The 25,882-nt window shown below is 59.4% G+C and carries 24 protein-coding genes, 1 tRNA gene, 1 pseudogene and 1 riboswitch; of the genes and pseudogenes, 20 read left to right on the top strand and 6 right to left on the bottom strand.

Annotated features, from left to right (window positions below; genetic code table 11):
* The first annotated feature begins 3 nt into the window (after positions 1–3).
* From AC1DNI_RS08970 to ilvC, 5 genes are all read left to right on the top strand, one after another.
* Positions 4–1,131, top strand: coding sequence for an ATP-dependent DNA helicase (locus AC1DNI_RS08970; protein ID WP_027231844.1), 1,128 nt, complete (start codon positions 4–6; stop codon positions 1,129–1,131).
* A 125-nt stretch (positions 1,132–1,256) separates the two neighbouring features.
* On the top strand, positions 1,257–1,997 hold the full coding sequence (locus tag AC1DNI_RS08965) for a pyridoxine 5'-phosphate synthase (RefSeq protein WP_477691635.1): 741 nt from the start codon (positions 1,257–1,259) through the stop codon (positions 1,995–1,997).
* A 205-nt stretch (positions 1,998–2,202) separates the two neighbouring features.
* On the top strand, positions 2,203–4,068 hold the full coding sequence (locus AC1DNI_RS08960; RefSeq protein WP_228019398.1) for a potassium transporter Kup: 1,866 nt from the start codon (positions 2,203–2,205) through the stop codon (positions 4,066–4,068).
* 184 nt (positions 4,069–4,252) lie between these two features.
* The gene (locus tag AC1DNI_RS08955; RefSeq protein WP_370462185.1) at positions 4,253–4,912 is read left to right on the top strand and encodes a TetR/AcrR family transcriptional regulator; all 660 of its coding nucleotides are present in this window, start codon (positions 4,253–4,255) and stop codon (positions 4,910–4,912) included.
* Positions 4,913–4,932: 20 nt separating this feature from the next.
* Positions 4,933–5,952, top strand: coding sequence for a ketol-acid reductoisomerase (gene ilvC / locus AC1DNI_RS08950; RefSeq protein WP_477691634.1), 1,020 nt, complete (start codon positions 4,933–4,935; stop codon positions 5,950–5,952).
* Positions 5,953–6,338: 386 nt separating this feature from the next.
* Here ilvC and AC1DNI_RS08945 read toward each other — a convergent pair.
* Positions 6,339–6,461: pseudogene (locus AC1DNI_RS08945) on the bottom strand (BA14K family protein); the annotation flags it as partial.
* A 350-nt stretch (positions 6,462–6,811) separates the two neighbouring features.
* On the opposite strand from AC1DNI_RS08945, the gene AC1DNI_RS08940 reads away from it, so the two are divergent.
* The 11 genes from AC1DNI_RS08940 to AC1DNI_RS08890 all read left to right on the top strand — a co-directional run bounded on the left by AC1DNI_RS08940 (position 6,812) and on the right by AC1DNI_RS08890 (position 15,638).
* Entirely contained in the window at positions 6,812–7,927 is a 1,116-nt protein-coding gene (locus tag AC1DNI_RS08940; protein WP_477691633.1) for an endonuclease/exonuclease/phosphatase family protein, read from the top strand.
* Between the two features lie 3 nt (positions 7,928–7,930).
* The gene (locus tag AC1DNI_RS08935) at positions 7,931–8,644 is read left to right on the top strand and encodes an NUDIX hydrolase (protein ID WP_477691632.1); all 714 of its coding nucleotides are present in this window, start codon (positions 7,931–7,933) and stop codon (positions 8,642–8,644) included.
* 125 nt (positions 8,645–8,769) lie between these two features.
* Positions 8,770–9,687: a PhzF family phenazine biosynthesis protein gene (locus AC1DNI_RS08930; protein ID WP_477691631.1), complete on the top strand. Its 918-nt coding sequence runs from the start codon at positions 8,770–8,772 to the stop codon at positions 9,685–9,687.
* A 115-nt stretch (positions 9,688–9,802) separates the two neighbouring features.
* A tRNA-Lys gene (locus AC1DNI_RS08925) sits at positions 9,803–9,878 on the top strand.
* Positions 9,879–9,964: 86 nt separating this feature from the next.
* Positions 9,965–10,309 (top strand): RidA family protein, encoded by a 345-nt coding sequence (locus tag AC1DNI_RS08920; protein WP_153668751.1) that lies wholly within the window; start codon positions 9,965–9,967, stop codon positions 10,307–10,309.
* 240 nt (positions 10,310–10,549) lie between these two features.
* Positions 10,550–10,822, top strand: coding sequence for a 30S ribosomal protein S21 (gene rpsU, locus AC1DNI_RS08915; RefSeq protein WP_091945143.1), 273 nt, complete (start codon positions 10,550–10,552; stop codon positions 10,820–10,822).
* Positions 10,823–11,018: 196 nt separating this feature from the next.
* Positions 11,019–11,585 (top strand): NADPH-dependent FMN reductase, encoded by a 567-nt coding sequence (locus AC1DNI_RS08910; protein WP_477691630.1) that lies wholly within the window; start codon positions 11,019–11,021, stop codon positions 11,583–11,585.
* Between the two features lie 50 nt (positions 11,586–11,635).
* A riboswitch (TPP riboswitch) is annotated at positions 11,636–11,754 on the top strand.
* A gap of 148 nt (positions 11,755–11,902) precedes the next feature.
* The gene (gene thiC, locus AC1DNI_RS08905; RefSeq protein ID WP_477691629.1) at positions 11,903–13,705 is read left to right on the top strand and encodes a phosphomethylpyrimidine synthase ThiC; all 1,803 of its coding nucleotides are present in this window, start codon (positions 11,903–11,905) and stop codon (positions 13,703–13,705) included.
* A 3-nt stretch (positions 13,706–13,708) separates the two neighbouring features.
* Positions 13,709–14,668 carry a glycine oxidase ThiO gene (thiO, locus tag AC1DNI_RS08900; RefSeq protein WP_477691628.1) on the top strand — a complete coding sequence of 320 codons (960 nt, stop codon included), beginning with the start codon at positions 13,709–13,711 and terminating at the stop codon, positions 14,666–14,668.
* Positions 14,665–14,862, top strand: coding sequence for a sulfur carrier protein ThiS (thiS, locus tag AC1DNI_RS08895; protein WP_477691627.1), 198 nt, complete (start codon positions 14,665–14,667; stop codon positions 14,860–14,862). The genes thiO and thiS overlap by 4 nt, the downstream gene beginning before the upstream one ends.
* A gap of 2 nt (positions 14,863–14,864) precedes the next feature.
* A complete protein-coding gene (locus tag AC1DNI_RS08890; protein WP_477691626.1) occupies positions 14,865–15,638 on the top strand; it encodes a thiazole synthase in 774 nt (257 codons plus the stop codon).
* 16 nt (positions 15,639–15,654) lie between these two features.
* On the opposite strand, the gene AC1DNI_RS08885 is transcribed toward AC1DNI_RS08890, so the two are convergent.
* Positions 15,655–16,104, bottom strand: a complete 450-nt coding sequence (locus tag AC1DNI_RS08885) for an RrF2 family transcriptional regulator (RefSeq protein ID WP_477691625.1) — start codon at positions 16,102–16,104, stop codon at positions 15,655–15,657.
* A gap of 307 nt (positions 16,105–16,411) precedes the next feature.
* Between AC1DNI_RS08885 and AC1DNI_RS08880 the strand changes: the two genes are divergently transcribed.
* The 4 genes from AC1DNI_RS08880 to cysW all read left to right on the top strand — a co-directional run bounded on the left by AC1DNI_RS08880 (position 16,412) and on the right by cysW (position 19,633).
* Entirely contained in the window at positions 16,412–16,603 is a 192-nt protein-coding gene (locus AC1DNI_RS08880) for a hypothetical protein (RefSeq protein ID WP_477691624.1), read from the top strand.
* Between the two features lie 221 nt (positions 16,604–16,824).
* Positions 16,825–17,832: a sulfate ABC transporter substrate-binding protein gene (locus AC1DNI_RS08875; protein ID WP_477691623.1), complete on the top strand. Its 1,008-nt coding sequence runs from the start codon at positions 16,825–16,827 to the stop codon at positions 17,830–17,832.
* 99 nt (positions 17,833–17,931) lie between these two features.
* A complete protein-coding gene (gene cysT / locus AC1DNI_RS08870) occupies positions 17,932–18,774 on the top strand; it encodes a sulfate ABC transporter permease subunit CysT (protein ID WP_153668765.1) in 843 nt (280 codons plus the stop codon).
* Positions 18,758–19,633 (top strand): sulfate ABC transporter permease subunit CysW, encoded by an 876-nt coding sequence (gene cysW / locus AC1DNI_RS08865; RefSeq protein WP_477691622.1) that lies wholly within the window; start codon positions 18,758–18,760, stop codon positions 19,631–19,633. Before cysT ends, cysW begins: the two co-directional genes overlap by 17 nt.
* Before the next feature lie 5 nt (positions 19,634–19,638).
* On the opposite strand, the gene AC1DNI_RS08860 is transcribed toward cysW, so the two are convergent.
* The 4 genes from AC1DNI_RS08860 to secD all read right to left on the bottom strand — a co-directional run bounded on the left by AC1DNI_RS08860 (position 19,639) and on the right by secD (position 25,823).
* Positions 19,639–20,199: an alpha/beta hydrolase gene (locus tag AC1DNI_RS08860; RefSeq protein ID WP_477691621.1), complete on the bottom strand. Its 561-nt coding sequence runs from the start codon at positions 20,197–20,199 to the stop codon at positions 19,639–19,641.
* 159 nt (positions 20,200–20,358) lie between these two features.
* Positions 20,359–21,309, bottom strand: coding sequence for a lysylphosphatidylglycerol synthase domain-containing protein (locus AC1DNI_RS08855; protein ID WP_477691620.1), 951 nt, complete (start codon positions 21,307–21,309; stop codon positions 20,359–20,361).
* Positions 21,310–21,352: 43 nt separating this feature from the next.
* Positions 21,353–23,110 (bottom strand): YbaL family putative K(+) efflux transporter, encoded by a 1,758-nt coding sequence (gene ybaL / locus AC1DNI_RS08850; protein WP_477691619.1) that lies wholly within the window; start codon positions 23,108–23,110, stop codon positions 21,353–21,355.
* Positions 23,111–23,294: 184 nt separating this feature from the next.
* Positions 23,295–25,823, bottom strand: a complete 2,529-nt coding sequence (secD, locus tag AC1DNI_RS08845) for a protein translocase subunit SecD (RefSeq protein ID WP_091945179.1) — start codon at positions 25,821–25,823, stop codon at positions 23,295–23,297.
* Between the last annotated feature and the right edge of the window lie 59 nt (positions 25,824–25,882).

Genomic DNA, 25,882 nt, shown 5'->3' with positions numbered 1-25,882 from the left:
CCCATGCAATTATCTCCGCAACAGGACGAAGCGCTACGAGCGGTTTCGACATGGCTGAAGGAAGGGCGACGGCCGATCTTTCGCTTGTTCGGCTATGCCGGCACCGGCAAGACAACGCTCGCCCGTTACTTCGCCGAACATATCGATGGCGACGTCCAGTTTGCGGCCTTTACCGGTAAAGCGGCGCAAGTGTTGCGCTCGAAGGGCGCGGCCAATGCACGGACGTTGCATTCGCTGATTTACCGGCCGCGCGGCGAAGAGGCCGTCGAAGACCAGACGACGGGCAAGACCAGTATCGCGCCGACTTTTTCGCTGAACCGGCAAAGCCCCGTTGCCAAGGCCAAGCTCATCGTCGTCGACGAATGCTCGATGGTTGATGAACAGCTTGGCAAGGATCTGCTGAGTTTCGGCACGCCTATTCTTGTTCTCGGCGATCCCGGGCAGTTGCCGCCGATTTCCGGCGGCGGTTTCTTCACCGAGCACGAGCCGGATTTTCTCTTGAGCGAGATTCACCGGCAGGCGCGGGATAATCCCATCATCCGGCTCGCACTCGACGTGCGCGAAGGTCGCGAATTCGGCTATGGCGACTATGGCGCAGCCAAGGTCATCTCCAAGACCGACGTGACCCAGGACCTCGTGCTTGGCGCCGACCAGGTGCTGGTCGGAACGAACCGCACACGCCGCCGCTACAACCAGCGCCTGCGCGAACTCAAGGGCTTTTCCGCCGCCTTTCCGCAGGCTGGCGACAAGCTGGTTTGCCTGCGCAACGACCCGGCCAAGGGATTGCTCAATGGCTCGCTGTGGAAGGTTATGACCTCGTCGCGCGAGACCGTGAAGCCGGGCATCAATCTTCTCGTTTCGCCTGAAGATGAGGAACCGGGCAGGGGCGTTGCCAAGATCAAGCTCCTGAAGGCCCAGTTCGATGATCCCGACGCCGAAATTCCATGGCAGACGAAAAAGCGCTTCGACGACTTCGACTATGGCTATGCGCTGACGACCCACAAGGCGCAGGGTTCGCAATGGGACGATGTCGTGCTCTTCGACGAAAGCTTTGCATTCCGCGATACCCGCGAGCGCTGGCTCTATACGGCCATCACCCGCGCTGCCGAGCGGTTGACGGTTGTCCGGTAGGGCCGACCATGCGTCCGTGACATGGATCGTTCAAATTTCGATCCGCCCTTGAACGAATTACCAATGTCTTATGTCGTATTTCTCAGATAGAACTGTGTGAGACGTTCCTGCGTGGAAATTCGACGATGACTGCAACACTTTCCGTCAACCTCAACGCTATTGCGATGCTACGCAACCGCCGCGACCTGCCGTGGCCGAGCGTGACCGGCCTCGGGCGCATAGCGCTGGCGGCCGGAGCGTCCGGGCTGACGGTTCACCCGCGACCGGACGAGCGCCATATACGTTTCTCGGATCTGCCCGAAATTCGTGCGCTCATCGATGATGAATTCCCCGACGCCGAGTTCAACATAGAAGGCTATCCGACGGCGGAGTTTCTCGAACTCGTCGCCAGGAACGAGCCGGAACAAGTGACCCTTGTTCCCGACGATCCATCGCAATCGACGTCAGATCACGGTTGGGATGTCGTCGCGAAGGCAGATTATCTGCGCCCGATCATCGCCGGGCTGAAAGAGCGCGGCGCGCGCGTCTCCCTGTTCATCGATGCCGATCCGGAAGCGCCGGCCGGCGCGCAGGCACTCGGGGCTGACCGCGTCGAACTCTATACCGGTCCCTATGGCGGTGCCTTCGACGATCCGCGCCGTGCGGCGGAAGAGCTTTCGAAGCTGGAAGTTACCGCTGCGGCAGCTGCGAAGGCGGGAATAGCGGTCAATGCCGGACACGACCTGACCGTCGCCAACCTGCCGCCTCTGGTCAAGAAAGTGCCAAATCTGGTTGAAGTTTCAATAGGTCATGGCCTGACCGCCGACGCTTTGACCCACGGAATGTCGCGCTCTGTGGAAAGATTCCTCGATGCGCTACGAGCTTAGCCCCTTGATAAGGGTGCGCGATTTGATTTGCCATGCGTTTTTGCATACCGTGAGTCTAGAGCTATGAAGAAATGGCGATTGATATTGCGATGCAACACGGCTAACTCGTCCGCCCACGCTGTCAGAGCGAGGAAAAAATTGCATGAGTGACCAGCAATTGGCTGACGAGAACTACTACAAAGATCCCGTCACCCATGACCCGGATATGCATCACCACAAAGAGACGTTTCCGGTACTTGTGCTTGGGGCACTCGGCGTCGTCTATGGTGATATCGGCACGAGCCCGATCTATGCTTTCCGCGAGGCGCTTCATGCTGCTTCCCTTGATGGAAGCCTGAGCCGGACTGACGTGCTCGGCGTCGTCTCGATGATCTTCTGGGCCCTCACGGTCATTGTCACCATAAAATACGTGCTTTTCGTGCTGCGCGCCGACAATGATGGGGAAGGCGGCATTCTTTCCTTGATGGCCTTGGCACGGGCGAGCTTCAAGACTCGCCCGCAACTTATTCTGGCCCTCGGGATTATTGGCGCGTCGCTGTTTTACGGCGATGCGGTGATCACGCCGGCGATTTCCGTGCTTTCGGCGGTAGAAGGCCTCGAGATCGTCACGCCCACGTTGGAGCCGTTCATCGTCCCGATTACGCTGGTCATTCTGCTGACGCTGTTTTCCATCCAGCGCTTCGGCACGGCGCGTGTCGCAACCGTTTTCGGTCCGATTACCTTGCTCTGGTTCCTTGCCCTCGGCTTCTTCGGTCTTTGGCATCTCGCCGATGACCTCAGCGTCTTTGCCGCTGCCAATCCGGTCTATGCCTTCGAATATATCATCGACAATCCGGCTACCGCCTTCCCGACCATCGGTACGGTATTTCTGGCCGTCACCGGTGCGGAGGCGCTTTACGCCGACCTCGGGCATTTCGGTCGCAAACCCATAGCCACGGCGTGGATGTGGGTCGTTTTTCCGTGCTTGCTCTTGAACTATTTCGGTCAGGGCGCCTTCATTCTCGCGCATGGCGATGCGGCCAAGAATCCGTTCTTCGAAATGTTTCCGAACTGGGCGCTTCTGCCCATGGTCATTCTCGCCACGATGGCGACGGTCATCGCCAGCCAGGCGGTCATCTCGGGAGCCTATTCGCTGTCGCGCCAGGCCGTGCAACTCAATCTTCTGCCGCGTCTGAATATCGAGCACACCTCGGAGAAACAGTCCGGCCAGGTCTACCTGCCACGGGTCAATGTACTCCTCGGCCTCGTCGTCATTCTGCTGGTTCTGGGCTTCGAGCGCTCGTCCAATCTTGCATCGGCCTATGGCATTGCGGTCACCGGCAACATGCTGGTCACGACGACCCTGCTGTTCATCGTCATGCTCCGCATCTGGAAGTGGCGTCTGTGGGTCGCAATCTGCCTGACGCTTTCCTTCCTCATCATCGATCTGACCTTTGTCAGCGCCAATCTGATCAAGGTCGTCGATGGTGGCTGGGCTTCGCTGGTCGTCGCCTTCCTGATCATCCTCGTCATGTTCACCTGGGTGCGCGGCAGCCGCCAGCTCTTCGAAAAGACCCGCAAGGGCGAAGTGCCGCTTGATCTGATCTCGCGCAAGATGGCCGAGAACCCGCCAACGCTGGTTCCCGGTACGGCCGTCTTCCTCACCGGCGATCCAAAGAGCACGCCGACGGCACTGATGCACAGCCTCAAGCACTACAAGGTCTTGCATCAGAACAATGTCATCCTCACCGTCATCACCGCGCCGACGCCGCTGGTAAAGAAGAGCGAGCGCGTGCGGATCGAGCCGATCAACGACCTGTTCATGCGGGTGACGCTGACCTTCGGCTACATGGAGCGTCCCAATATTCCCCGCACCCTCGCCATCTGCCGCAAGCAGGGCTGGAAGTTTGACATCATGACGACGTCATTCTTCCTGTCGCGGCGTTCGCTGAAAGCTTCGGCGCGGTCCGAAATGCCGCGCTGGCAGGATCGGCTGTTTATTGCGCTTGCTCGCACCGCAAGCGACGCGACGGAATATTTCCAGATCCCGACGGGACGTGTCGTCGAAATCGGTACCCAGGTGAATATTTAGAGCATTCCTGTTTAGTTAGGACATGCTCGAGGCGGCATCCCGCCAGGGTCAAGCCCCTGGCCGCCACGCCACGCCGGTTCATTCCATATCTAAAAATATTTGCGCCATCGCGCTTGCCAAATACCCTGCATCGTATTAGAAACCCCGCCGTAACGTACGGTACGGTACGGCAGGGAGTTAACGCGTGCACCCCACAGTCGATGTCAGCGAAAGCGGCTTGACCGAGCGTCAGAAGGACGTGCTCGATGCGGCGCTCGCGCTTCTCGTTGAGGCCGGCGACACGCTGACGATGACAAGCGTTGCGCGCCGTGCCAGCTGCTCGAAGGAAAGCCTCTACAAGTGGTTCGGCGACCGCGACGGTCTCTTGACCGCAACGGTGCAATGGCAGGCCCTGAAGGTGAGGGGCGTACCGGTCGATCCAGAGGCTTTCAACCTTGCCTCGCTGACCGCGGGGCTCGAAGGCTTCGCTGCCGATTGGCTGCGTGTGTTGTCGGGCAATATTTCGGTCGCGCTCAACCGGGTCGCCGTTGGCCATGCCGGCAGCGACAAGCACGATCTTGGCGCGATCGTCCTCGAAAACGGCCCGTTCGCCATGGCGCGGCGCTTGAAGCCCTTGCTGCAGCTCGGGCGGGAGACCGGCCTTTTGCAATTTCAGGAAACGGACGAGGCGTTTCGCACTTTCTTCGGACTTGTCGTCCGGGACGTGCAAATCCGGTTGCTGCTTGGCGACCGGCTCGGATTGAACGAGACGGCGATCGACCGTGACGCAAGGCGAGCGACACAGCAGTTTCTGGCTCTTTACGGAATTAACACCAACCAGGCCGGGAACGGCCACCAATCCTAACCAAGGGAAGGAATAGATCGATGCGCGTATATTATGACCGCGATGCGGACGTCAACCTCATCAAGTCGAAGAAGGTTGCCATTATTGGCTATGGTTCGCAGGGCCGCGCCCATGCGCTGAACCTCAAGGACTCCGGCGCCAAGGACGTGCGCATTGCGCTTCGCCCTGGCTCCGCCACCGCCAAGAAGGCCGAGGCCGACGGCTTCCAGGTCGTCAGCGTGGCCGAGGCTGCAAAATGGGCCGATCTGATGATGATGGCAACGCCGGACGAGCTCCAGGCCGACATCTATAAGGAACATATCGCCGACAACATCCGCGACGGCGCTGCGATCGCCTTCGCGCACGGCCTCAACGTGCATTTCGGCCTTATCGAGCCGAAGAAGAGCGTCGACGTCGTCATGATCGCCCCGAAGGGCCCGGGCCACACGGTACGCGGCGAATACCAGAAGGGCGGCGGCGTTCCCTGCCTCATCGCCATCCATCAGGATGCTTCCGGCAATGCGCATGATCTCGCGCTTTCCTATGCTTGCGGCGTTGGGGGCGGGCGTTCGGGTGTCATCGAGACCAATTTCCGCGAAGAGTGTGAAACCGACCTCTTCGGCGAGCAGGTCGTTCTGTGCGGCGGTCTGGTCGAACTGATCCGCGCCGGTTTTGAAACGCTGGTCGAGGCTGGCTATGCGCCGGAAATGGCCTATTTCGAGTGCCTGCACGAAGTGAAGCTCATCGTCGACCTCATCTATGAAGGCGGCATTGCCAACATGAACTATTCGATCTCGAATACGGCCGAATGGGGCGAATATGTCTCGGGTCCGCGCATCATCACCGCCGAGACCAAGGCCGAGATGAAGCGTGTTCTGAAGGATATCCAGACCGGCAAGTTCACGTCCGACTGGATGCAGGAATACAAGGCCGGCGCGTCGCGCTTCAAGGGCATCCGCCGCATGAACGACGCCCACCAGATCGAAGAAGTCGGCGAAAAGCTGCGCGGCATGATGCCGTGGATCGGCAAGAACAAGCTGGTCGACAAGGCCAAGAACTAAGACATTATCGTCTGAAGCAGAAAGGCCGGTGGAGCGATCCGCCGGCCTTTCTTGTCTTGCTTCATGTGTGGTTCAGAACCTGACGGTCAAATCGGCCTTGACGGCATTGTCGCTCGCCGCATTCGCGAACTGCCCGACATAGCTCAAGCCGAGCGTCAGAGCGCGGCCACGTAAGTAGCCGCATGTTCGCCCGAAATGACATAAGACAAGTTCCCGGTTCTTGTTGTTGAGTTCGTAAATGGGTATGTAATAATTTCATTCGTATAAATGCGTGCCTTCAAAGAGTGACTCTACTTATTAAGTATAGGTAAAACAAATGCAACGGAATGATCATAACAATATCGTCGTAGAACTAAAGTATAATAAGAGGGTCTCACCCTCTGCAACTACAAATCACATTGCCGCCGTGGTGCATTATACGGCTGGAACGTGTTGTCGGAAGGGCGGTACGACTGGTAGCGCGCGCGGCAGCGTTCGACCTGGCTCGGTCCGGACGGCCCGACCGGACGGCGAACGCGAAAATCGTAGCAGCGCGACGAACCCGTACAATCAGGCGAGGCAATATTCGCAGGCGAACCATTCTTGAGGATGATCGGCTGGCGCGGGATGACGTCGAGGCCACGCGGCGCCGGGCGATAGGTCTGCACTTCCTGTGCCGATGCGACGCTCATCGAGGTCGTCGCGGCGAGGCAGATGGCGAGGGCAATTGGGAGGTTTTTCATTTGTCCGGTCTTTCCATTCGCACACAATATAGGAGCGGAGGGCCACGATAGCCACTGGTGGTCATCGCCGAACCCGATTAGGTTCCTGAAAAGCAACGTTGCTTTGTACCGAATGGTTTCAACCTGGACCCCTCTGCATGCCCGTCCGCATCGCTACCTTCAATGTCGAGAACCTGATGAGCCGGTTCGATTTTTCCGGGTTCCGCAACAATCTCAACATGGATCGTTCGCTCCAGCTCTTTCAGATTCAGGACGAGGCGCAGTTCAGGCAGCTCGAACAGGCCCGCGCCATTGCGCATGCGGACGATACGCGCCAATTGACGGCGCTGGCGATTGCCGAAACCCATGCCGACATATTGTGCCTGCAGGAAGTCGACAATATCGGCGCGCTGAATGCTTTCGAGTTCGGCTACCTGTTCAAGATGGTGGGCGAGGGCTACCGCCACAAATACATGGTCGAAGGCAATGACAGCCGCGGCATCGATGTCGCCGTGCTCCTGCGCGACCAGACGCGCTATGGCGAACCGATCGAATTCGTGTCCATGACCAGCCACGCGCATGTGACCTATGACGATTTCGGGCTTTACGATCCGCAGCTTGGCCTTGTTGGGATTACCGCCAATGAGCGCATTTTCAAGCGCGACTGTCTGGAAATCGACGTACGCATAGCCGGCAAGCCGCTCAGCCTCTTCGTCTGCCATTTCAAGTCGATGGGCTCGCCGCGCAATGGTCTCGATGGGCGAACCTCGACCATGCCTGTCCGCCTCGCCGAGGCGAAGGCCGTGCGGCGCATCATCAGCGAGAAGTTTGCGACAAGCGGCGGCCCGGGGGACAAGCACTGGGTGATCTGCGGCGATTTCAACGATTATCGCGAGCGCGTCCTGATCGGCGGCGATTCCATGAGCGGCTATACGTTTGCCCCGGTCAACGACCCGGTCAGCTGCGTCGATGTCCTGCTCGAAGGCGGATTCTGCGAAAACCTGGTGGAGAGGCGGCCGATCATGGACCGCTGGACGCTTTATCATACGCGCGGCCCGCAGGAACGGCATCTTTGCCAGCTTGACTATATTCTGGCCTCGCCGGAGCTTGCCCGTTCCAACGGCAAGGTTCTCCCCGACATCATCCGCAACGGCCAGCCGCACCGGACAATCTTTCCGCCCGGCCAGGAGGTCGATCGCTTTCCACGCACTGGCTGGGACCGGCCCAAGGCCAGTGATCATTGCCCGGTGGCAGTCACTCTCGATATGGTTTGAACAATGCTGGATATTCCGGAAGGTGCGGTCATTCCGCTGAAGAGCGCGACCGTGCGCATCGACGGCGCACCCTTGGCCTATGAATTGCAGAACAGCGCGGATATTGCGGCAAACTGGTCGCGCGCGACCGCCGACAACCCTGCCTTGTTCAATGGTCCGTTCTTCATGGCGGAAGAGGCATCGGTTGCGGGTGGCGATTTTCGCGCGCGATATCACCGCACGCGCTTTGCAACGATGATGCACTGGAAGGGCAATGCGTCTGTCGAAAAGCCCTGGCACATTTTTGGCGTGGGTGTCATCGTTTCCAGCGACAACAGGTTGATCGCTGGCCGTATGGCGCCTTCGACGTCGGCAGCGGGCCGCATCTATTTTCCAGCCGGATCCTTCGACGAGGACGATGTCGCCGGCGACCATATCGATATTGACGGCAATATGATGCGTGAAGTCGAAGAGGAAACCGGCATTGATCTTTCGCGGGCGGCAAGCAGGGACGATGCCATTTATCTCGTAACCGTGAACCGCAGCATCGCACTGTTCCGCCGCCACTATTTCGATCTGACCGCCGCGACCATTCTCGATCGCATCCGCGCGCACATTGCCGCGGAAACCGATCCGGAACTCGATGATATCGTTGCGATTTCCGGCGCCGGTGCAATGCGCGAGGCGACGCCGCCGACATTCCGCGCCTTTGCAGACTGGCACTTCGACCGGTCTTGAGCTTGCGCCGCAAGAGCGTAAGCTTTCAGGCCTCGGACCCGCCCAGAATGTAACCGTCACAAGCTTTGGCTTGAATGGGCGGGACCATCCACTAATTTCTGCGCATTCACGCGGGGAGAACGCAAATGGCTGGTCGGAGCTACGAAGTCTACGACGTCTTTACTGACAAGGTACTGGCGGGAAATCCCTTGGCTATCGTCCACGATACCGATGGGCTCGACAGTGAGGCAATGCAGAAGATTGCGCGGGAGTTCAACCTTTCCGAAACGGTGTTCGTGCTTGCGGCAAAAAATCCGGCACATACGGCCTGGGCGCGTATCTTCACACCGGACTATGAGATGCCGTTTGCCGGTCATCCGACCGTGGGCACGGCGATTTCGCTGGCGCAACGACGCTTTGGCGCCGTCGAGGAGGATCAGGACGCACTGATCATTCTTGAGGAGCAGGTTGGCCCGGTGCGCTGCGGCGTCCGCCTTACCGCAAGGGGTGCCTTTGCGGAGTTCGACCTGCCGAAGCTTCCCGTGCAGATACCCTACAATTACGACAGGATCGCAATTGCCAACGCGCTGCGGCTCGAACCGCGGGAGATCGGCTTCGAAAACCATGTGCCGAGCATCTGGGACGCGGGCGTGCCATTCATGATGGTCCCGGTCCACGGTCTCGAATCGGCTGGCCGCATCCGTATCAACCAGACGGCGATGAAGGATGTTGCACCGACCATCGGACATCGCCAGTTGCCGGTCTACTGCTATTGCCGCGAAACTATCCTGCACGACAACCATTTCCATTCGCGCATGTTCGTCACCGACGACGGCACCTACGAGGATCCTGCGACAGGCTCGGCGACGGCGGCCTTTGCCGGCGCCATCCACGCCTTCGACAGGCCGCTCGACGGAGTGCTGCGGCTCTCGATCGAACAGGGCTACGAGATGGGCAGGCCATCGCGGCTGCAACTGGAGCTGGATATTGCCGAGGAGAAGCTCCTTAGCGCGCGTATTGGCGGTTCGGCGGTCAAGATCGCGGAAGGCCGTCTTTTTGCTTGATATGCTGCATTGCGCTATTCGTGTGCGCGGCCGTCATAAAGTTTTCAAGAAGGGCTGGACAGGCAGGAAATGCCCCGTTATAGAGCCCTCACTTTCGGTCGTCACAGCGGCTGACGGGCACATAGCTCAGTTGGTAGAGCAGCTGACTCTTAATCAGCGGGTCGTAGGTTCGATCCCTACTGTGCCCACCATTCTTTCGAAAAAAGGGCCGCATGGCCCTTTTTTCATGCACGCGAGGCAGGCTCCACCTGCCGGCAAACGCTAGAGGAGACTTCCCATGAGCATCCGTCGTATTGAAGTTGGTCCACGCATGAGCCAGGCCGTTATCCATGGCAACACGGTATATCTCGCCGGGCAGGTGGGTGGCCCGGGCAAGAGTGTTACCGAGCAGACCAAGGATGTGCTTGCGGCCGTCGATCGCCTGCTCAAGGAAGCCGGCACCGACAAGTCGAAGCTGCTCCAGGCAATTATCTGGCTCGACGACATGAAGGACTTCAGCGAGATGAACGCCGTGTGGGATAGCTGGGTCGATCCGGCCAATACGCCCGCGCGCGCAACCGGCGAAGCCAAGCTCGCAACGCCCGAATACAAGGTCGAGATCATCATCACCGCCGCTCTCTGATTCGGTTTGGCGCGCTTCAATGCTCGCCATTATTGAAGCGGCTGCGACTATCCTGCCTTAAAAGGCGGTTTCTTTGCAGCAAAGCCCGAGTAAATTGCTCGGGCAGGCTGGATTTTTGGTGCGGAAATGCATAAAGTCCGCGCTTCTCCGGATTGCCACAGGGGCAATTCTTCAAACGCTTGTCTGATTGTAGCCAATTGCTATTGCGCAAGACGAGGCAAGCATGGGTAAGGAAAACGATTGCAAGTACTCGTTCGAGACAACAATGTTGAACAGGCCCTCCGGGTCCTGAAGAAAAAGATGCAGCGGGAGGGTCTCTTCCGCGAAATGAAGGCGCGCCAGGCATTCGAAAAGCCGTCCGAGCGCCGTGTCCGTGAAAAAGCTGAAGCCGTCAGCCGCGCCCGCAAGGCAGCGCGCAAGCAGGCACAGCGCGAAGGTCTCCTGCCGGGGCCGAAGAAGAAGGAACGCCCGCCGCGTCCGAATGGCAATGCCGGTGGCGATTTCAACCGATAGTCGGTGACCGGCCCGTCCGGTCATTTTTACAGCGAGAAAACCCGCACGGCCTTGCCGGGGCGGGTTTCGTTTTTCCTGGCCCTGTATGGTCGGCCGGGATCATCGCTTGGGCGGTTTCCAGAAAGTGCCTCCTTGCGCGGCCCAACGGCCTGCCTATTCATGCAGGCATTCAGTCATGCATCATGGAGACAAGCATATGGCACTCAAGCTCAATATTATCATTGCCAGCACACGCCCCGGTCGTGGCGGCCCGGCAGTCGCAAAGTGGTTTCATGAATTTGCCGGCCAGGATGCCCGGTTTGAAACCACGCTGATCGACCTTGCCGAGATCAATCTGCCTCTCCTTGATGAACCGCATCATCCCCGCATGCAGAAGTATGAAAAGGCTCATACCAAGCGTTGGAGCAACCTCGTCGATGCGGCAGACGCAACCGTTTTCGTTACCCCGGAATATGATTATTTTGCTCCCCCATCGCTCATCAACGCTTTGATTTACCTGTCCAAGGAGTGGAATTACAAACCGGCCGGATTTGTCAGCTATGGCGGCGTATCCGGCGGCTTGCGCTCGGTCGAGTCGGTAAAAGGGCTGGTTGCGGGCTTGCGCATGATGCCGATTCCCGATGGCGTTGCAGTGCATTCGTATCAGCAGTTCATCGATGATGAAGGCGTCTTCCAGCCCACCGAATCGATGACGGGCAGCGCGGCGACAATGCTGGCGGAACTTGCCAAGTGGGCAGAGGCCCTGAAGCCGCTGCGCGCCTGAACTGACGTATTGACCCGCTTGACAACGGCGTTGCGGGCGGGTCTCTTAGAGATATTCACCAGGGGGGTCCCGACAAGGGGCTGAGATACTGCTGGCCATCGGCAAGCGCAGTGACCCGTTGAACCTGATCCAGTTCATACTGGCGTAGGGACGGTGCAAAAGTCTGCGCGGGCCAGGGATCTCCTGTTGTAGTTCGCACAAGCCTTTCATCCTTCCGGCACAGAACTGGGTTTCGCGCCTGCATGGCCATCACGCCATGCGGGCAATTTGAACTTGCGGGCGTTTTTGGAGCGTTCGCGGAGCAAAGGAACCTGATGATGACCGCAATTACTCCAATCGTTTCGACCGGCGCGCTCCCTGCATCGACCAAGGTCTACAAGCCCGGGCGCATATATGCGGATTTGCGCGTACCGATGCGCGAAATTGCCGTGCATCCAACGGCGGGCGAGCCCAACGTCACCGTCTATGATGCGTCCGGCCCCTATAGCGATCCGCTCGTGACGATCGATATTGCGCAGGGCCTGCCACGCATGCGGGAGGCCTGGCTTGAGGCGAGGGGCGACACGATTGTTTATGACGGCCGCCACGTTCTCCCCGCCGATAATGGCTTTGCGACCGGCGAACGCCTGACGCCGGCTTTCTCCGGCCTCAGCAGGCCAAGCAGGTCCAGGGATGGGCGTGCGGTTACCCAACTCGCCTATGCGCGGGCAGGCATCGTTACGCCGGAGATGGAGTTTGTCGCCATTCGCGAAAACCTTGGCCGCGAGGCGGCCAAGAGCGCGTTGGTGCGCGACGGCGAATCCTTCGGAGCGGCGATACCGGACTATGTGACGCCCGAATTCGTGCGCGACGAGATCGCGCGGGGCAGGGCGATCATCCCGGCCAATATCAACCACCCCGAACTCGAGCCGATGATCATCGGCCGCAATTTCCTCGTCAAGATCAATGCCAATATCGGCAATTCCGCTGTCACCTCTTCGATGGCCGAGGAGGTCGAGAAAATGGTCTGGGCGACGCGCTGGGGCGCGGATACGGTCATGGACCTTTCGACCGGGCGCAATATTCACAATATTCGCGAGTGGATCATCCGCAACGCGCCAGTGCCGATCGGCACGGTTCCGCTCTATCAGGCGCTGGAAAAGGTGGGCGGTATCGCCGAGGATCTGAGCTGGGAGATTTTTCGCGACACGCTGATCGAACAGGCGGAACAGGGCGTCGACTATTTCACCATCCATGCCGGGGTGCGGCTTCATTACATCCCGCTCACCGTCAACCGGGTGACCGGCATTGTCTCGCGCGGCGGTTCGATCATGGCGAAGTGGTGCCTGCATCACCACAGGGAAAGCTTCCTTTACGAGCATTTCGCGGAAATCTGCGATATTTGCCGCGCCTATGATGTCTCCTTCTCCCTGGGCGACGGGCTGCGGCCTGGGTCGATCGCCGATGCCAACGATGCGGCGCAATTTGCCGAACTCGAGACGCTTGGCGAACTTACCCGGATCGCCTGGGCCAAGGATTGCCAGGTGATGATCGAAGGGCCCGGCCACGTGCCGATGCACAAGATCAAGGAGAACATGGACAAGCAGCTCACGGATTGCGGCGAGGCTCCATTCTATACGCTAGGACCGCTGACGACAGATATCGCACCCGGCTACGATCACATCACCTCGGGCATCGGCGCGGCAATGATCGGCTGGTTCGGCACAGCAATGCTCTGCTATGTCACACCCAAGGAGCATCTCGGCCTGCCCGATCGGGACGATGTCAAGGTCGGCGTCATCACCTACAAGATCGCCGCCCATGCGGCCGACCTTGCCAAGGGCCATCCGGCGGCGAAACTGCGCGACGACGCGCTGTCGCGGGCGCGTTTCGAGTTCCGCTGGGAAGACCAGTTCAACCTGTCGCTCGATCCGGAAACCGCGCGCCTCTACCACGATGAGACCCTTCCGAAAGAAGCGCACAAGGTGGCGCATTTCTGCTCGATGTGCGGGCCGAAATTCTGCTCGATGCGTATTTCGCACGACATCAGGGCGGAGGCGCAGAAGGAAGGCATGGCGGCGATGGCCGCGAAATTCCGCGAGGGCGGCGATCTCTATATGCCGCTGGAAAATGGCGGTTGATCCATGGCGGTGCTTGTCAAAGGTGCTGGCGTTGCCGGCCTGGCGGTCGCGCATGAACTGATGGTGCGCGGTATCGAGGTGACCGTGGTCGATCCAGCGCCCGGAGGCTTAAGGGCTGCATCCTGGTATGCCGGCGGCATGCTCGCGCCCTATTGCGAAAGGGAAAGCGCCGAGCAGGCCGTCGTCGAGCTTGGACGAGGGGCGGCCGATTGGTGGGAGGAAGCACTGCCCGGCAGCGTGACCCGGAACGGCACGCTGGTCCTCGCCCCGGCGCGCGACCATAAGGAACTCGACCGCTTCGGCGCGCGCACGTCCGGCTTCGAAATGGTCGATGAAGGAGGGATCGCGGCGCTTGAGCCCGACCTTTCCGGCCGCTTTCGCAAGGGGCTTCATTTCCCCAGCGAAGCGCATCTCGATCCTCGCCATGCGCTGGTCGGTCTTGCCGCAAAGCTTGCCGCCTGCGGTGTCTGTTTCGAAACCGATCTGTCGGCCCGGTCGGGCTTCGACTGGACCATAGAATGCGTCGGCCGCGCGACGCAGGACGAGAACATTCGCGGCGTGCGCGGCGAAATGCTGCTGTTGCGCACGCCGGATGTTGCCCTGTCGCGGCCGATACGGCTCATTCATCCCCGCTTTCCCGTCTACATCGTGCCAAGGGCAGGACAGACCTTCATGGTCGGCGCAACGATGATCGAAAGCGATGCGACCGGGCCGATCACGGCGCGCTCGATGATGGAACTGCTGAATGCTGCCTATAGCCTGCATCCCGCCTTTGGCGAGGCTGAGATCGTGGAGACGGGTACCGGTATCCGGCCGGCCTATGCCGACAACCTGCCGCGCGTCGTCCGCAAAGGCAATGCAATCAGCATCAATGGACTTTTCCGCCACGGTTTCCTGCTTGCTCCCGCCATGGCGCGGCAGGCTGCGGACATGATTTTTGATGAAAGGAACAAGGCGCAATGAAACTCATCGTCAATGGTGAAACGCGTGAGGTCGCGGCGCAATTCCTCAACGCGCTGCTGAGCGAGCTGGAGTTCGAGGGCGAATGGCTGGCGACAGCGCTGAATGGCGAACTCGTCCGCTCAGCCGAGCGCGCAGGTTGCGCGCTCCGGGAGGGGGACCGCGTGGAAATTCTGACGCCGCGGCAGGGAGGCTGAGCATGCTGACGCTTTACGGCACCGAACTTCATTCACATTTGCTGCTCGGAACCGCGCAATACCCATCGCCGGCAATTCTGCTCGACGCTATTATGGCCTCCGGCACCGGGGTCGTCACGGTTTCCTTGCGCCGCGAAACGGCGGGTGGCAGTTCCGGCGAAAGGTTCTGGTCGTTGATCCGCTCGTCCGGCGTGCGCGTGCTGCCGAATACGGCCGGCTGCCATTCGGCCAAGGAAGCGGTGCTGACGGCGCAAATGGCGCGTGATCTCTTCGCCACGGATTGGATCAAGCTCGAAGTCATCGGCAATCACGACACGCTGCAACCGGATGTTTTCGCCCTGGTCGAGGCCGCGGGTATCCTCAGCAACGAGGGATTCAAGGTCTTTCCCTATACGACCGACGACCTGGTCGTCGCGGGGAGGCTGATCGATGCCGGCTGCGAGGTGCTGATGCCATGGTGCGCTCCGATCGGCTCGGCGCAGGGCCCGCTCAACCTGCATGCGCTGCGCTCGCTGCGCGGCCATTTCCCGGATGTCCCGTTGATTGTCGATGCCGGCCTCGGCCGTCCGTCGCATGCGGCGACTGTGATGGAACTCGGCTTTGATGCGATTCTGCTCAACACGGCCGTGGCGAAGGCGGGTGATCCGGTGGCGATGGCCGGTGCCTTCGCCAAGGCGACGGAGGCCGGCTACGCCGCATTTCGCGCCGGCATGCTCGAGCCGCGCGATGTTGCCGTGCCGTCAACGCCGGTGATCGGCAAGGCGGTTTTTGGCTAGCAAACGCCTCGGCCTGTCAGCTATCAAGCAAGGCTGCGACGTTGTGGTTTTCGCCGTAGACGAGGCAATCGGCTATGGTTGTCTTATCGAGGACGCCCCGCGTCACATTGGCCACCTCGTTGAAGACATGGCGAATCTCGCAGGTCGCTTCGCTGGCGCAATCCTCGCAGCGGCGATAGGCGATCTTGCTGAGGCAGGGGAGTGGCGCAATCGGCCCGTCGATGAGCCGGAGCACTTCGCCGAAAGTGATGTCCTCCGCGGACTTCAGCAGCAGATACCCGCCCATCTTGCCGCGACGGCTCATGACGATGCCTTGATGCTTCAGGTCGAGAAGAATCTGCTCGAGGAACTTCTTTGGGATGTTCTGCTCGTCGGCGATGTCGGAGATAAAGAGCGCTTTCTCGGCATCCGCCCTGGCGAGCACGACAAGAGCCCGCAGTGCGTATTTGGCTTTTTGCGATATCATTTTCTCTGCCTGACCACCGTTTCAGCTGCAGTCATAGTCCGTCGCATACCATTTTCCAGTGTAGAAGTGTTAAAAATCTTAAGTTTTTTTGCGGCGGAGGAATGGCTTAAAAATGGCGTGTAAGGCGCTGAAAAATAAGAATTCATTAAGATATTTGCCTCTTTGCCGAAGATAGCTTCACACGATTGATACACGATTGAACCGGTAGAGATTATTGACAAATGATTTCAAGCCGTCATCATCAGCTATCGGTTGACCCCAAAAAGGCAACTGCACTCTGCAACCGAAACCATTATCGGAGGTCGCGATGTACAGTGAAGTATCGAGCATTTTCAATCGGGCCGAACGCTTGTGGCGTGACGTATTTGCAGCAGAAACGCTGGAACTGGATACCGGCGACTCCAAGAAGCGCGACTGCGATGAAGCGTCCGCCAAGCGCCATCGCAATTGGACGGAAGAAGACTTTCTCTGGTGCTGGCAGCATCGCGGTTTCTGGTAATCGCGGGCATATCCGGCGGTCGGAGCGACGCGCTGCAGGCAGTTGCTCCGCGCCACAATAGTTGTAGAATTTGGTTTCATTTATTGCATTAACAATAGAACAAAAGTCCTTCCGCGTCGGGCGTGCTGCGGCCATTCTGGCAAAAATTGCCCATCTTGAACCAGAGTGGCAATGGTCATCATTGCCGGTGCGTTCGCTCCCGGCCTGTGCGGGAGTTTTCCATGAAAAGACTATTGGTTTTGACGGCTGTGGCGCTCGGCCTCAGCCTTAATGCGGTGAAAGCGGCTGACGAGCCGAGCGAAATCCTCAACGTTTCCTACGATATTTCGCGCGAACTCTACGAGCAGATCGACAAGGCGTTTTCCGCTGCCTACAAGAGCGAGAAGGGCAAGGACATCACCGTCAACCAGTCGCATGCCGGTTCGTCCAAGCAGGCGCGCTCGATCCTTGAAGGCCTCGACGCCGATGTCGTGACCTTCAACCAGGTCACCGACGTTCAGGTCCTGCACGACAAGGGCAACTTCATCCCTGCCGACTGGCAGTCCCGCCTGCCGAATAATTCCTCGCCCTATTACTCGCTTCCCGCCTTCCTGGTGCGGGCGGGAAATCCCAAGAACATCAAGAACTGGGATGACCTTGTACGCGACGACGTCAAGGTCGTGTTTCCCAACCCGAAGACATCGGGCAATGCGCGCTATACCTATCTGGCTGCCTACGCCTATGCGCTCGAAGCCAACAACAAGGATGAAGGGAAAGCGCAGGAGTTCGTCAAGAAGCTGTTCGCCAATGTGCCGGTTTTCGACACGGGCGGGCGCGCGGCAACGACAACCTTTGCCGAGCGCGGCATTGGCGATGTGCTGATTACATTCGAGGCGGAAGTGCTCGGAACGCGCAAACAGCTTGGCGAAGACAAGTATGAAGCCGTCGTGCCGCCGGTCAGCCTCCTTGCCGAATTCCCGGTGACCGTCGTCGACAAGGTGGTCGACAAGCGCGGCTCGCGCGCCATCGCCGAGGACTACCTGAAGTTCCTTTATACACCGGAGGGTCAGGACATCCTTGCCCAAAACTTCAACCGTGTGAACGACGCATCGGTGAAGGCGAAATATGCCGCGCAGTTTCCGGAAACGCGGCTCCTGACGGTGGAAGATGTCTTCGGCGGCTGGGATAAGCTGTCCAAGGAGCATTTCTCCGAAGGAGGCATTCTCGATAAGGTGTTCACCAAGCGTTAAGCGGACCGGCCAGCATGGCATATGGCGCAGCGGCGATGCTGCGCCATTCTATTTTCAACCACGACTTGCATTCGGACATGCACAGGCTAGAAAGCTGGAATGTCATTGTTTTCAAGGTCTTCTTCGCGCGGAATTCTGCCAGGCTTCGGTCTCACCCTTGGTGTGACCTTGCTCTATTTCGTGGTGATCGTAGCGCTGCCGCTTGTCGCCATGCTTTATAAGTCGGCCAATCTCGGCTTTGCGGACTTCTGGGCGATCGTCACCTCTGAAAGAGCGCTTGCCACCTATCGCATCACGGTCTCGACGGCTGCGCTGGCAACCCTTCTCAATGCGATGTTCGGCATGCTGCTCGCCTGGGTGCTGGTGCGCTATGAGTTTCCGGGTCGCCGGTTGCTCGATGCCATTGTCGATTTGCCTTTCGCGCTGCCGACTGCGGTCGCAGGTCTTGCTCTCGTCACCGTATTTTCGGCCAATGGCTGGTTCGGCCGCTATCTCGAGCCGCTCGGTATCAAGGTCGCCTATGCGCCTCTCGGCATCGCGCTCGCCATGATGTTCACCAGCATCCCCTTCGTCATCCGTACGGTGCAGCCGGTACTGGAAGATCTTGCCAGTGACGTGGAAGAGGCGGCAAGATCCCTCGGCGCCTCCAATTTGCAGATATTCACGAGGGTCATCTGGCCGGCAATTTTGCCCGCCTTTATAGCGGGTTGTAGCCTGTCCTTCGCGCGCAGCCTTGGCGAGTTCGGGGCCATCGTCTTCATCTCCGGCAACCTGCCTTTTGAAACCGAGGTGATGTCGTTGCTCGTTTTCATCCGGCTCGATGAATATGACTATCCGGCCGCCGCAGCGCTGGCGACCGTGATGCTGGTCACCGCCTTTCTCATGCTCGTCATAACCAACTCGATCCAAGCCTGGCATTTGAGATATGCAGAACGCAACTGAATCCGCGCTGCCCGCGCTGGCCGTCACGGCCTATTCTTCGCACCGGCGCGGCAAGCCCGCGGCGAGCGCAGTGCATCGCGTTCTCATCGGCGCCGCGTTCATCCTTTCGGCGCTTTTCATCGGCGTCCCGATGCTGGTGATCTTCACCTATGCGTTCCGCGAAGGCATGGGCGTCTACTTCTCGCAGATCACGCAGCCGGCGACGCTGCATGCAATCTGGCTGACGGTGCTTACCGCGATCGTGGTCGTGCCTATCAACATGGTGTTCGGCATCTGCGCCGCGTGGCTGGTGACACGGTATCGCTTCCCGGGACGCCAGCTGCTGATCAGCCTTATCGAGATTCCATTTTCGGTCTCGCCGATCGTTGCCGGCGTGACATATTTGTTTCTCTACGGAAGCCAGGGACTGCTCGGGCCGCTACTCGAAAGTTATGACATCAAGATCATGTTCACCGTGCCGGCGATCTTTCTCGTCAGCCTGTTCGTGACGAGCCCTTTCGTCGCCCGTGAGCTCATTCCGCTGATGCAGGCGCAGGGCAGCGAAGACGAAGAGGCAGCCATCACGCTGGGCGCCACCGGATTGCAGACGTTCCGCTATGTGACGCTGCCGAACATCAAATGGGCGCTGCTCTATGGCGCGGTGCTGTGCAATGCCCGCGTCATGGGCGAGTTCGGCGCGGTATCCGTCGTGTCCGGCGCCATTCGCGGCCAGACCAATACATTGCCGCTGCAGATCGAATTGCTGTTCAACGATTACAATGTTACCGGCGCCTTTGCCGCTTCATCGACATTGGCGTTGATCGCAATCGTGACGCTGGTGTTGAAGTACGTGCTCGAACGCAAGCAACGGGCTGGCTAAGGAAGTCAGGCGGCGCGCTGTGGCCGGTAGTCTCGCTGCGGGCGTCGCAGGGAGTTGGCAAGGACATAGCCATCCGGCCATGCGCCAAAGCCCGCTTCTACGTTGATGTGGCCGGCATATTGCAGGTCGACAAAACCCGAACCCCAGACGCCGGCAAGGGCTTCCGCCTTCTTGAACGACATGTAGGGGTCGTTGCGGCTGGCGACGACGATCGACGGGAAACCGAGATTGTAGCGGGGCAGGGGCGCAAAACTCGCAAACTTCGAATCCTGCGATGCCATGCGCTCAGCGTCGGCGGGCGCAACGAGTACGGCTCCCGCAATGTGAGCCGCCGAGGGCCGGCTTGCGAGATGAGAAACGAGAACGCAGCCGAGGCTGTGCGCAACGAGAACCGCATCCGGAGTTTCGGCAAGCTTTGCTTCCAGCACGTGCAGCCACTGTGACAGGACCGGGTTTTCCCAATCGTCCTGCTCGACGAGATGGGCGGTATCATCCTCGGCAAGCCATTGCCTTTGCCAATGGCCGCTTTCGGATCCGCGATATCCCGGAATGATCAATGTCGTCATCGTTGCCACAACTCCCTTGATGCAAAATCGCCTGAAGGAACTCTGATGTGGCCCAAAAATAAGGTTGCCGCGGCAATTCTTGAAGAAACAGCCCACTAAAGAGCCGGCATAATGGGAAAATCTGGCCCTGCAAAACCGAGCTTGTGTGGAAAGCGCCCCTTAGGTTTCTCCATCTTTCTTGTACCAGCGGATGAGAAGCTGGGAGCGTTCGAAATAGAGCACTACCAGCAGCGACAGGGCAAAGGGGATCAGGAGATAGAACAGACGGAAGATGATGAGCGCGGCGAGAACGTCGGCATGGTTCATGTCGGGCAATCCGGTCAGGAATACGAGTTCAAGGACGCCGAGACCGCCAGGCGCATGGGAGATGAGAGCTGCTGAAAACGACACGAGAAAAATGCCGAGAATGATCAGAAACCCGGGATTTCCTTCGGCGGGCAGCGTGAAATAGATGATAGCCGCAGCGCCGATGAGTTCCAGCGGTCCGACGATCAGCTGCTGCGCGACAACCGAGAGACGCGGATATTCGAGCGTGAACTGGCGAATCCGCAAGGGTTTGAATTGCAGCCAGCTGCCAAAGACATAGAGGAGGACGATGACCAACGAGCCATAACCAAGGACATAGCCCACGGAAACCGGCAAATCCGCGTTGAAGCGCTGAAGTAGTTCCGGCTCGATCAAAAGCACGAAAGCACTAAGCGTCAGTATGCCGAGCATGAAAGTGAAGGAGCAGAAGGCAATCAGCAAAGCGATTTCAGATCCGCTCATCCCTTGCGAGGAATAGGCGCGATAGCGAACGACGGCTCCTGAAAGCACCGACGCGCCGATATTGTGGGACAGCGCATAGGTCGTGAATGAACAAAGCGCAATGAACAGCCACGAAATCTTGCGGCGAAGATGCAGGAGCGCTACGCGATCGTAGCCGGCGAGGGCGGCGTAGGCGGCAAGCGAGGACAGCGCGGCGAGGACCCAGCGATGCGGAGGAATCGCGTAGATGCTGTCGATTACGTCATCCAGCGAGATGCTCCGCAACTCCTTGTAGAGGAGCCATACGGAAATCGCGACGGCAGCCAGTCCGACAACCGGCCATACATAATCCTTCAGCTTCATACTCGGTCCTGCCCACTCATACCGGTCGCTTTTATTGTTGTCTTTATTCAGTCAATGGTGCGGGCAACGGCTCATCGAGACCGAGAATCTGGGAAACCAGACCGCGCGCGATCTCGCGTTCGCCCATGATCACCGTATCGGCGCCGAGGTCCTGCAAGTGCTGCACTTCGGCGTCCGAATGGGCGCGCGCCAGAATGTTGATCGTCGGGTTCGCGGCGCGTGCCTTGACGACGACCTGCCCGGCCTCGAAAGCATTGGGGATCGCCAGAATCAACTGCCGGGCTCCAACCAGATTGGCCGCCGCAAGTACGTCGCCATTGGCGGCGTTGCCGACGATGGTCTCGATATTGTCATCCCGCAACCTGGCGACGGTCTTGTCGGCATCTTCAATAACGAGGAACGGCTTGCCTCGTTCCTTGAGCGCCTCGCCAACGAGACTGCCCACCCGGCCGTAGCCGACGAGCACCGCATGATCCGTCAGCGTAGTGGGTTGCACTTCCTCCACGGCCTCTGCCTCGACAGCGGAAGGTTCTGTCGCATCCGCAACAGGCTCGGTTGCCGCCGCGCGCTTTTCCAGCCTGGGTTTGAGATATGTCACGGCGGCAAATGCCAGCGGATTGACGAGGATCGAGAGGATGGCGCCGCCAAGGATGAGGTCGCGTCCCTCCTGCGGCAGCATGCCAAGATCGACGCCAAGCTCGGCGAGAATGAAGGAGAATTCGCCGATCTGCGCCAGACTTGCCGAAATGATGAGCGCCGTGCCGGACGGATAGCCGAAGGCGCGCACGATGAAGAAAGCAGCGAGCGACTTGCCGATGACGATGATCGCCAGCGTCGCCAGTAGCGGCAGCGGATCCTGGACGATCGTCATCGGATCGAAAAGCATGCCGACCGAAACGAAGAACAGTACCGCGAAAGCATCGCGCAGCGGCAGCGATTCTTCGGCGGCACGGTGGCTGAGCTCGGATTCGCTCATGATCATGCCGGCAAAGAAGGCGCCGAGCGCCAGCGATACGCCGAAGAGCTTTGCCGCACCGAAGGCGACGCCGAGCGCGATGGCGAGTACGGCGAGGCGAAACAGTTCGCGGGACCCCGTATGCGCAATGGCGTGCAGCGTCCAGGGAATGACGCGTCGACCGACGATGAGCATGACGGCCACAAAGGCGGCCACCTTGCCGAGGGTCAAAAGAATGACGCCGAGGACGCCGAGGTTGAAATAGTTGACGATCGGATCACTAAGAGCCCGCATGGCTTGCTCGCCGTCACCACCGCTGTTGAGCGCGCCGGCAATTGCCGGCAGCAGGACGAGCGCGAGGACCATGGCAAGGTCTTCGACGATCAGCCAGCCGACGGCGATGCGTCCGCGCTCGGTCTCGATAAGGCGGCGCTCCTGCATGGCGCGAAGCAACACGACCGTACTTGCTACGGACAGGGCCAGACCGAAGACAAGGCCTGCCTGCAGACCCCAGCCAAGGATCCAGGCGAGACCGGCGCCGAGGATCGTGGCCGCGACGATCTGTACGACGGCGCCAGGAATGGCGATCGCGCGGACGGAGAGAAGGTCCTTCAGGGAAAAATGCAGGCCAACGCCAAACATCAGCAGGATCACACCGATTTCGGCAAGCTCCGCCGCGAGCTTCTGGTCGGCGACGAAACCGGGGGTATGGGAGCCGGCGAGCACGCCGGCGAGGAGATATCCGACAAGGGGAGGAACTCGCAACCGATTGGCAATCGCACCAAAGATAAAGGCCAGAACCAGACCAATGACGATTGTCGCAATCAGCGGCGTTTCATGAGGCATATGTCGGCATCTCCTCCGTGAGATCGTTGAAAAATGAAATTGATGAACCTGCGAACAGGGTCCTGTCGCAGCAGTATTGCGTACCGGGGAAGTCTTGCAAACCGCTTTCGTCAATTCTGCGGCACATAGAAGGCATTTTTTCCATGTGCCGCAAATATTTAGGCTTTGTGCTGGTCGCGCGGCATCAACTTTGCGCGACCGGCTTTTCACCGATGCGGTGCTGGTGGTTCTTCTCCCACCACGTTCCAAGCAAGAGCAGGATGGGTGCCGCGATAAAGAGCGAGGAACTTGTCGCGATAATCACGCCGAAAAGCATCGGCAGCGCAAAGTTCTCGACCGCCTTGCCGCCCCAGATCGCCATCGGAAGCATGGCGAGGAAGACGGTCAATGAGGTGTAGATACAGCGCGCCAGCGTCTGGTTGATGCTGAGATCGATGATCTGGCGCAGCGGCATCTTCTTGTGGATGCGCAGGTTCTCGCGCATGCGGTCATAGACCACGACCTTGTCGTTGACCGAGTAGCCGATGATCGTCAGCAATGCGGCAATGGCGGTCAGGTTGAAGTCGAGGCCCATCAGTGCAAAGAATCCGACGGTCTTTGTGGTATCGAGAATGAGCGTCGCAATGGCGCCCAGCGCGAAGTGCCACTCGAACCGCCACCAGATGTAGAACAGCATGGCAAGGCTGGCGAGGACGACGGCAAGAATGCCGGACCGCGCAAGCTCGCCGCTGACCTTGGGCCCGACGACTTCCGAGCTTTCGAACTTGACGGCGGGGTCAAGCTTTTGCACGGCATCCTTGACCTTGGTGACAGCCACGGTCTGCGCCTCTTCGCCGCCTTCCTGACGCTGGACGCGGATGAGGACGCGATTGTCGCCGCCGCCCTGCTGCAGGGCGACTTCGCCAAGGCCGAGACCTTCGAGCGTCGAGCGCATGGTGGCCAGATCCGCCGGCTGCGATGTCGTCACGTCGACCTGGATACCACCCTTGAAATCGATGCCGTAGTTGAGGCCCGGATGGATGAACAGGATCACCGATGCGATCGACAGGAAGATCGACACGCCGATACCGAAGAAGCGGGCATTCATGAACGAGATGTTCGTGTTCTCCGGAACGAGCTTGAACAGGTGCTCGATGCGGATGGTCTTCATCTTACGGCGACGCACGATCGCCATCATGATGATGCGAACGACGGTCACGGCGGTGAACATCGAGACGAGGGCGCCGATGATCATGGTGATCGCGAAGCCGCGTACCGGGCCTGTGCCGAAAAGGAACAGCAGGAACGTCGCGATCAGGTGCGTGGCGTTGGCGTCGACAATGGTCGAATAGGCAAGCCTGAAACCACGATCGACCGCGGCCATCGCGCCGATACCCTTGCGCGCTTCTTCCCGGATACGCTCGTTGATGAGAATGTTCGCGTCGACCGCAAAGCCGATGCCGAGAATGATGGCGGCGATGCCCGGCAGTGTCAGCGTCGCCCCGAGCAAACTCAATATGCCGAAGGTCAGGGCAACGTTGAGAGCAAGGGCAAGGTTCGCAATGAGACCCCAGCCGCTATAGAGGATAAAGATAAAGGCAACGACGAGGGCGAAGCCGATGAAGCCGGTCAACAGGCCCATCTTGATGACGTCGCCGCCAAGATCAGGACCGACCGTCCGCTCTTCGATGACGGTAAGCGGAGCCGGCAGCGCGCCGGCGCGCAGCAGCGCGGCCGTCGTCACCGTATCCTGTACGGTGAAATTGCCGGTGATCTGGCCTGAGCCGCCGGTGATCGGCACCTGGATGACCGGTGCGGTCAAAACCTTGCCGTCGAGCACGATGGCGAACGGCCGTCCGACATTCTGGCTGGTGATGTCCGCGAACTGACGTGCGCCGACATTATCGAAGCGGAAGGTGATGATCGGCTGGTTGGTCTGCTGGTCGAAGGCGGCGCGGGCGTCGGTCAGCCGTTCGCCGCTGATCGCAACGCGATCCTCGACCGGGAATGTGACGCCGGGAGTCTTGGCGTCGGGAAGGATCGAGACGCCGGGAGGCGGGTTGGTGCCGGCATCATGGTCGGCGACCATATGGAACGTCATTTTTGCCGTGCTGCCGAGCAGGGCACGCAGTTGGCTCGGATCCTGGAGCCCGGGCAGCTGGACCACGATGCGGTCGGAACCGACGCGCTGGATCGATGGTTCGGCGACACCGACCTGGTCGACGCGGCGGCGGACGATTTCAAGACTCTGCTGCAAGGCATTGTCGAGCTTGTCCTTCATGCCTGCCTCGGTCAGCGTCAGCCTGATCTGATTGTCGGTCGACGTAATGTCTATATCGCTGACAGGGGCGGCGAAACCGACCTGAGCGACCTGCGAGGACAATTCGCGCAAGGCAGCCACCGCGGCATCGCGCTGCGACGGATCGGAAAGCGTCACGATAACGGAATCGCCGGCAACACGCACCGACTGCGGCTGGATCTTCGCCGTGCGCAGATGGCCGCGCGCGTCATCGAGAATCGAGCGGATACGGTCCTTCTTCAGGGCCGCGGCATCAACTTCGAGAACGAGATAGGAACCGCCGCGCAGGTCGAGGCCGAGCGCAACCTGCTTCTTGGGGAACCAGCCCGGCATCGCATCAAGCTGTGCCTTGGTGAAAAGATTGGGTAGCGCGAGCGTAATACCCGCCAGAATGATGAAAATATAGGTCCAAAGGACCCACCTCGAAGTACGCATGGTCGTTTTCCGTTATGAGATGGGGGCACTGCCGGGAACTGCTTACGCGTCTGCCTGGC

The organism is Phyllobacterium sp. 01N428, from assembly GCF_056399405.1.
The sequence above is the reverse complement of the archived record's forward strand: the minus strand, read 5'-3'. Positions and strand labels throughout refer to the sequence as shown.

Coding starts and splice junctions, on each gene's coding strand:
- AC1DNI_RS08970 (WP_027231844.1), top strand. CDS start 4: ATGCAATTATCTCCGCAACAGGACGAAGCGCTACGAGCGGTTTCGACA.
- AC1DNI_RS08965 (WP_477691635.1), top strand. CDS start 1,257: ATGACTGCAACACTTTCCGTCAACCTCAACGCTATTGCGATGCTACGC.
- AC1DNI_RS08960 (WP_228019398.1), top strand. CDS start 2,203: ATGCATCACCACAAAGAGACGTTTCCGGTACTTGTGCTTGGGGCACTC.
- ilvC (WP_477691634.1), top strand. CDS start 4,933: ATGCGCGTATATTATGACCGCGATGCGGACGTCAACCTCATCAAGTCG.
- AC1DNI_RS08940 (WP_477691633.1), top strand. CDS start 6,812: ATGCCCGTCCGCATCGCTACCTTCAATGTCGAGAACCTGATGAGCCGG.
- AC1DNI_RS08935 (WP_477691632.1), top strand. CDS start 7,931: ATGCTGGATATTCCGGAAGGTGCGGTCATTCCGCTGAAGAGCGCGACC.
- AC1DNI_RS08930 (WP_477691631.1), top strand. CDS start 8,770: ATGGCTGGTCGGAGCTACGAAGTCTACGACGTCTTTACTGACAAGGTA.
- AC1DNI_RS08920 (WP_153668751.1), top strand. CDS start 9,965: ATGAGCATCCGTCGTATTGAAGTTGGTCCACGCATGAGCCAGGCCGTT.
- AC1DNI_RS08910 (WP_477691630.1), top strand. CDS start 11,019: ATGGCACTCAAGCTCAATATTATCATTGCCAGCACACGCCCCGGTCGT.
- thiC (WP_477691629.1), top strand. CDS start 11,903: ATGACCGCAATTACTCCAATCGTTTCGACCGGCGCGCTCCCTGCATCG.
- thiO (WP_477691628.1), top strand. CDS start 13,709: ATGGCGGTGCTTGTCAAAGGTGCTGGCGTTGCCGGCCTGGCGGTCGCG.
- thiS (WP_477691627.1), top strand. CDS start 14,665: ATGAAACTCATCGTCAATGGTGAAACGCGTGAGGTCGCGGCGCAATTC.
- AC1DNI_RS08890 (WP_477691626.1), top strand. CDS start 14,865: ATGCTGACGCTTTACGGCACCGAACTTCATTCACATTTGCTGCTCGGA.
- AC1DNI_RS08885 (WP_477691625.1), bottom strand. CDS start 16,104: ATGATATCGCAAAAAGCCAAATACGCACTGCGGGCTCTTGTCGTGCTC.
- AC1DNI_RS08880 (WP_477691624.1), top strand. CDS start 16,412: ATGTACAGTGAAGTATCGAGCATTTTCAATCGGGCCGAACGCTTGTGG.
- AC1DNI_RS08875 (WP_477691623.1), top strand. CDS start 16,825: ATGAAAAGACTATTGGTTTTGACGGCTGTGGCGCTCGGCCTCAGCCTT.
- cysT (WP_153668765.1), top strand. CDS start 17,932: ATGTCATTGTTTTCAAGGTCTTCTTCGCGCGGAATTCTGCCAGGCTTC.
- cysW (WP_477691622.1), top strand. CDS start 18,758: ATGCAGAACGCAACTGAATCCGCGCTGCCCGCGCTGGCCGTCACGGCC.
- AC1DNI_RS08860 (WP_477691621.1), bottom strand. CDS start 20,199: ATGACGACATTGATCATTCCGGGATATCGCGGATCCGAAAGCGGCCAT.
- AC1DNI_RS08855 (WP_477691620.1), bottom strand. CDS start 21,309: ATGAAGCTGAAGGATTATGTATGGCCGGTTGTCGGACTGGCTGCCGTC.
- ybaL (WP_477691619.1), bottom strand. CDS start 23,110: ATGCCTCATGAAACGCCGCTGATTGCGACAATCGTCATTGGTCTGGTT.
- secD (WP_091945179.1), bottom strand. CDS start 25,823: ATGCGTACTTCGAGGTGGGTCCTTTGGACCTATATTTTCATCATTCTG.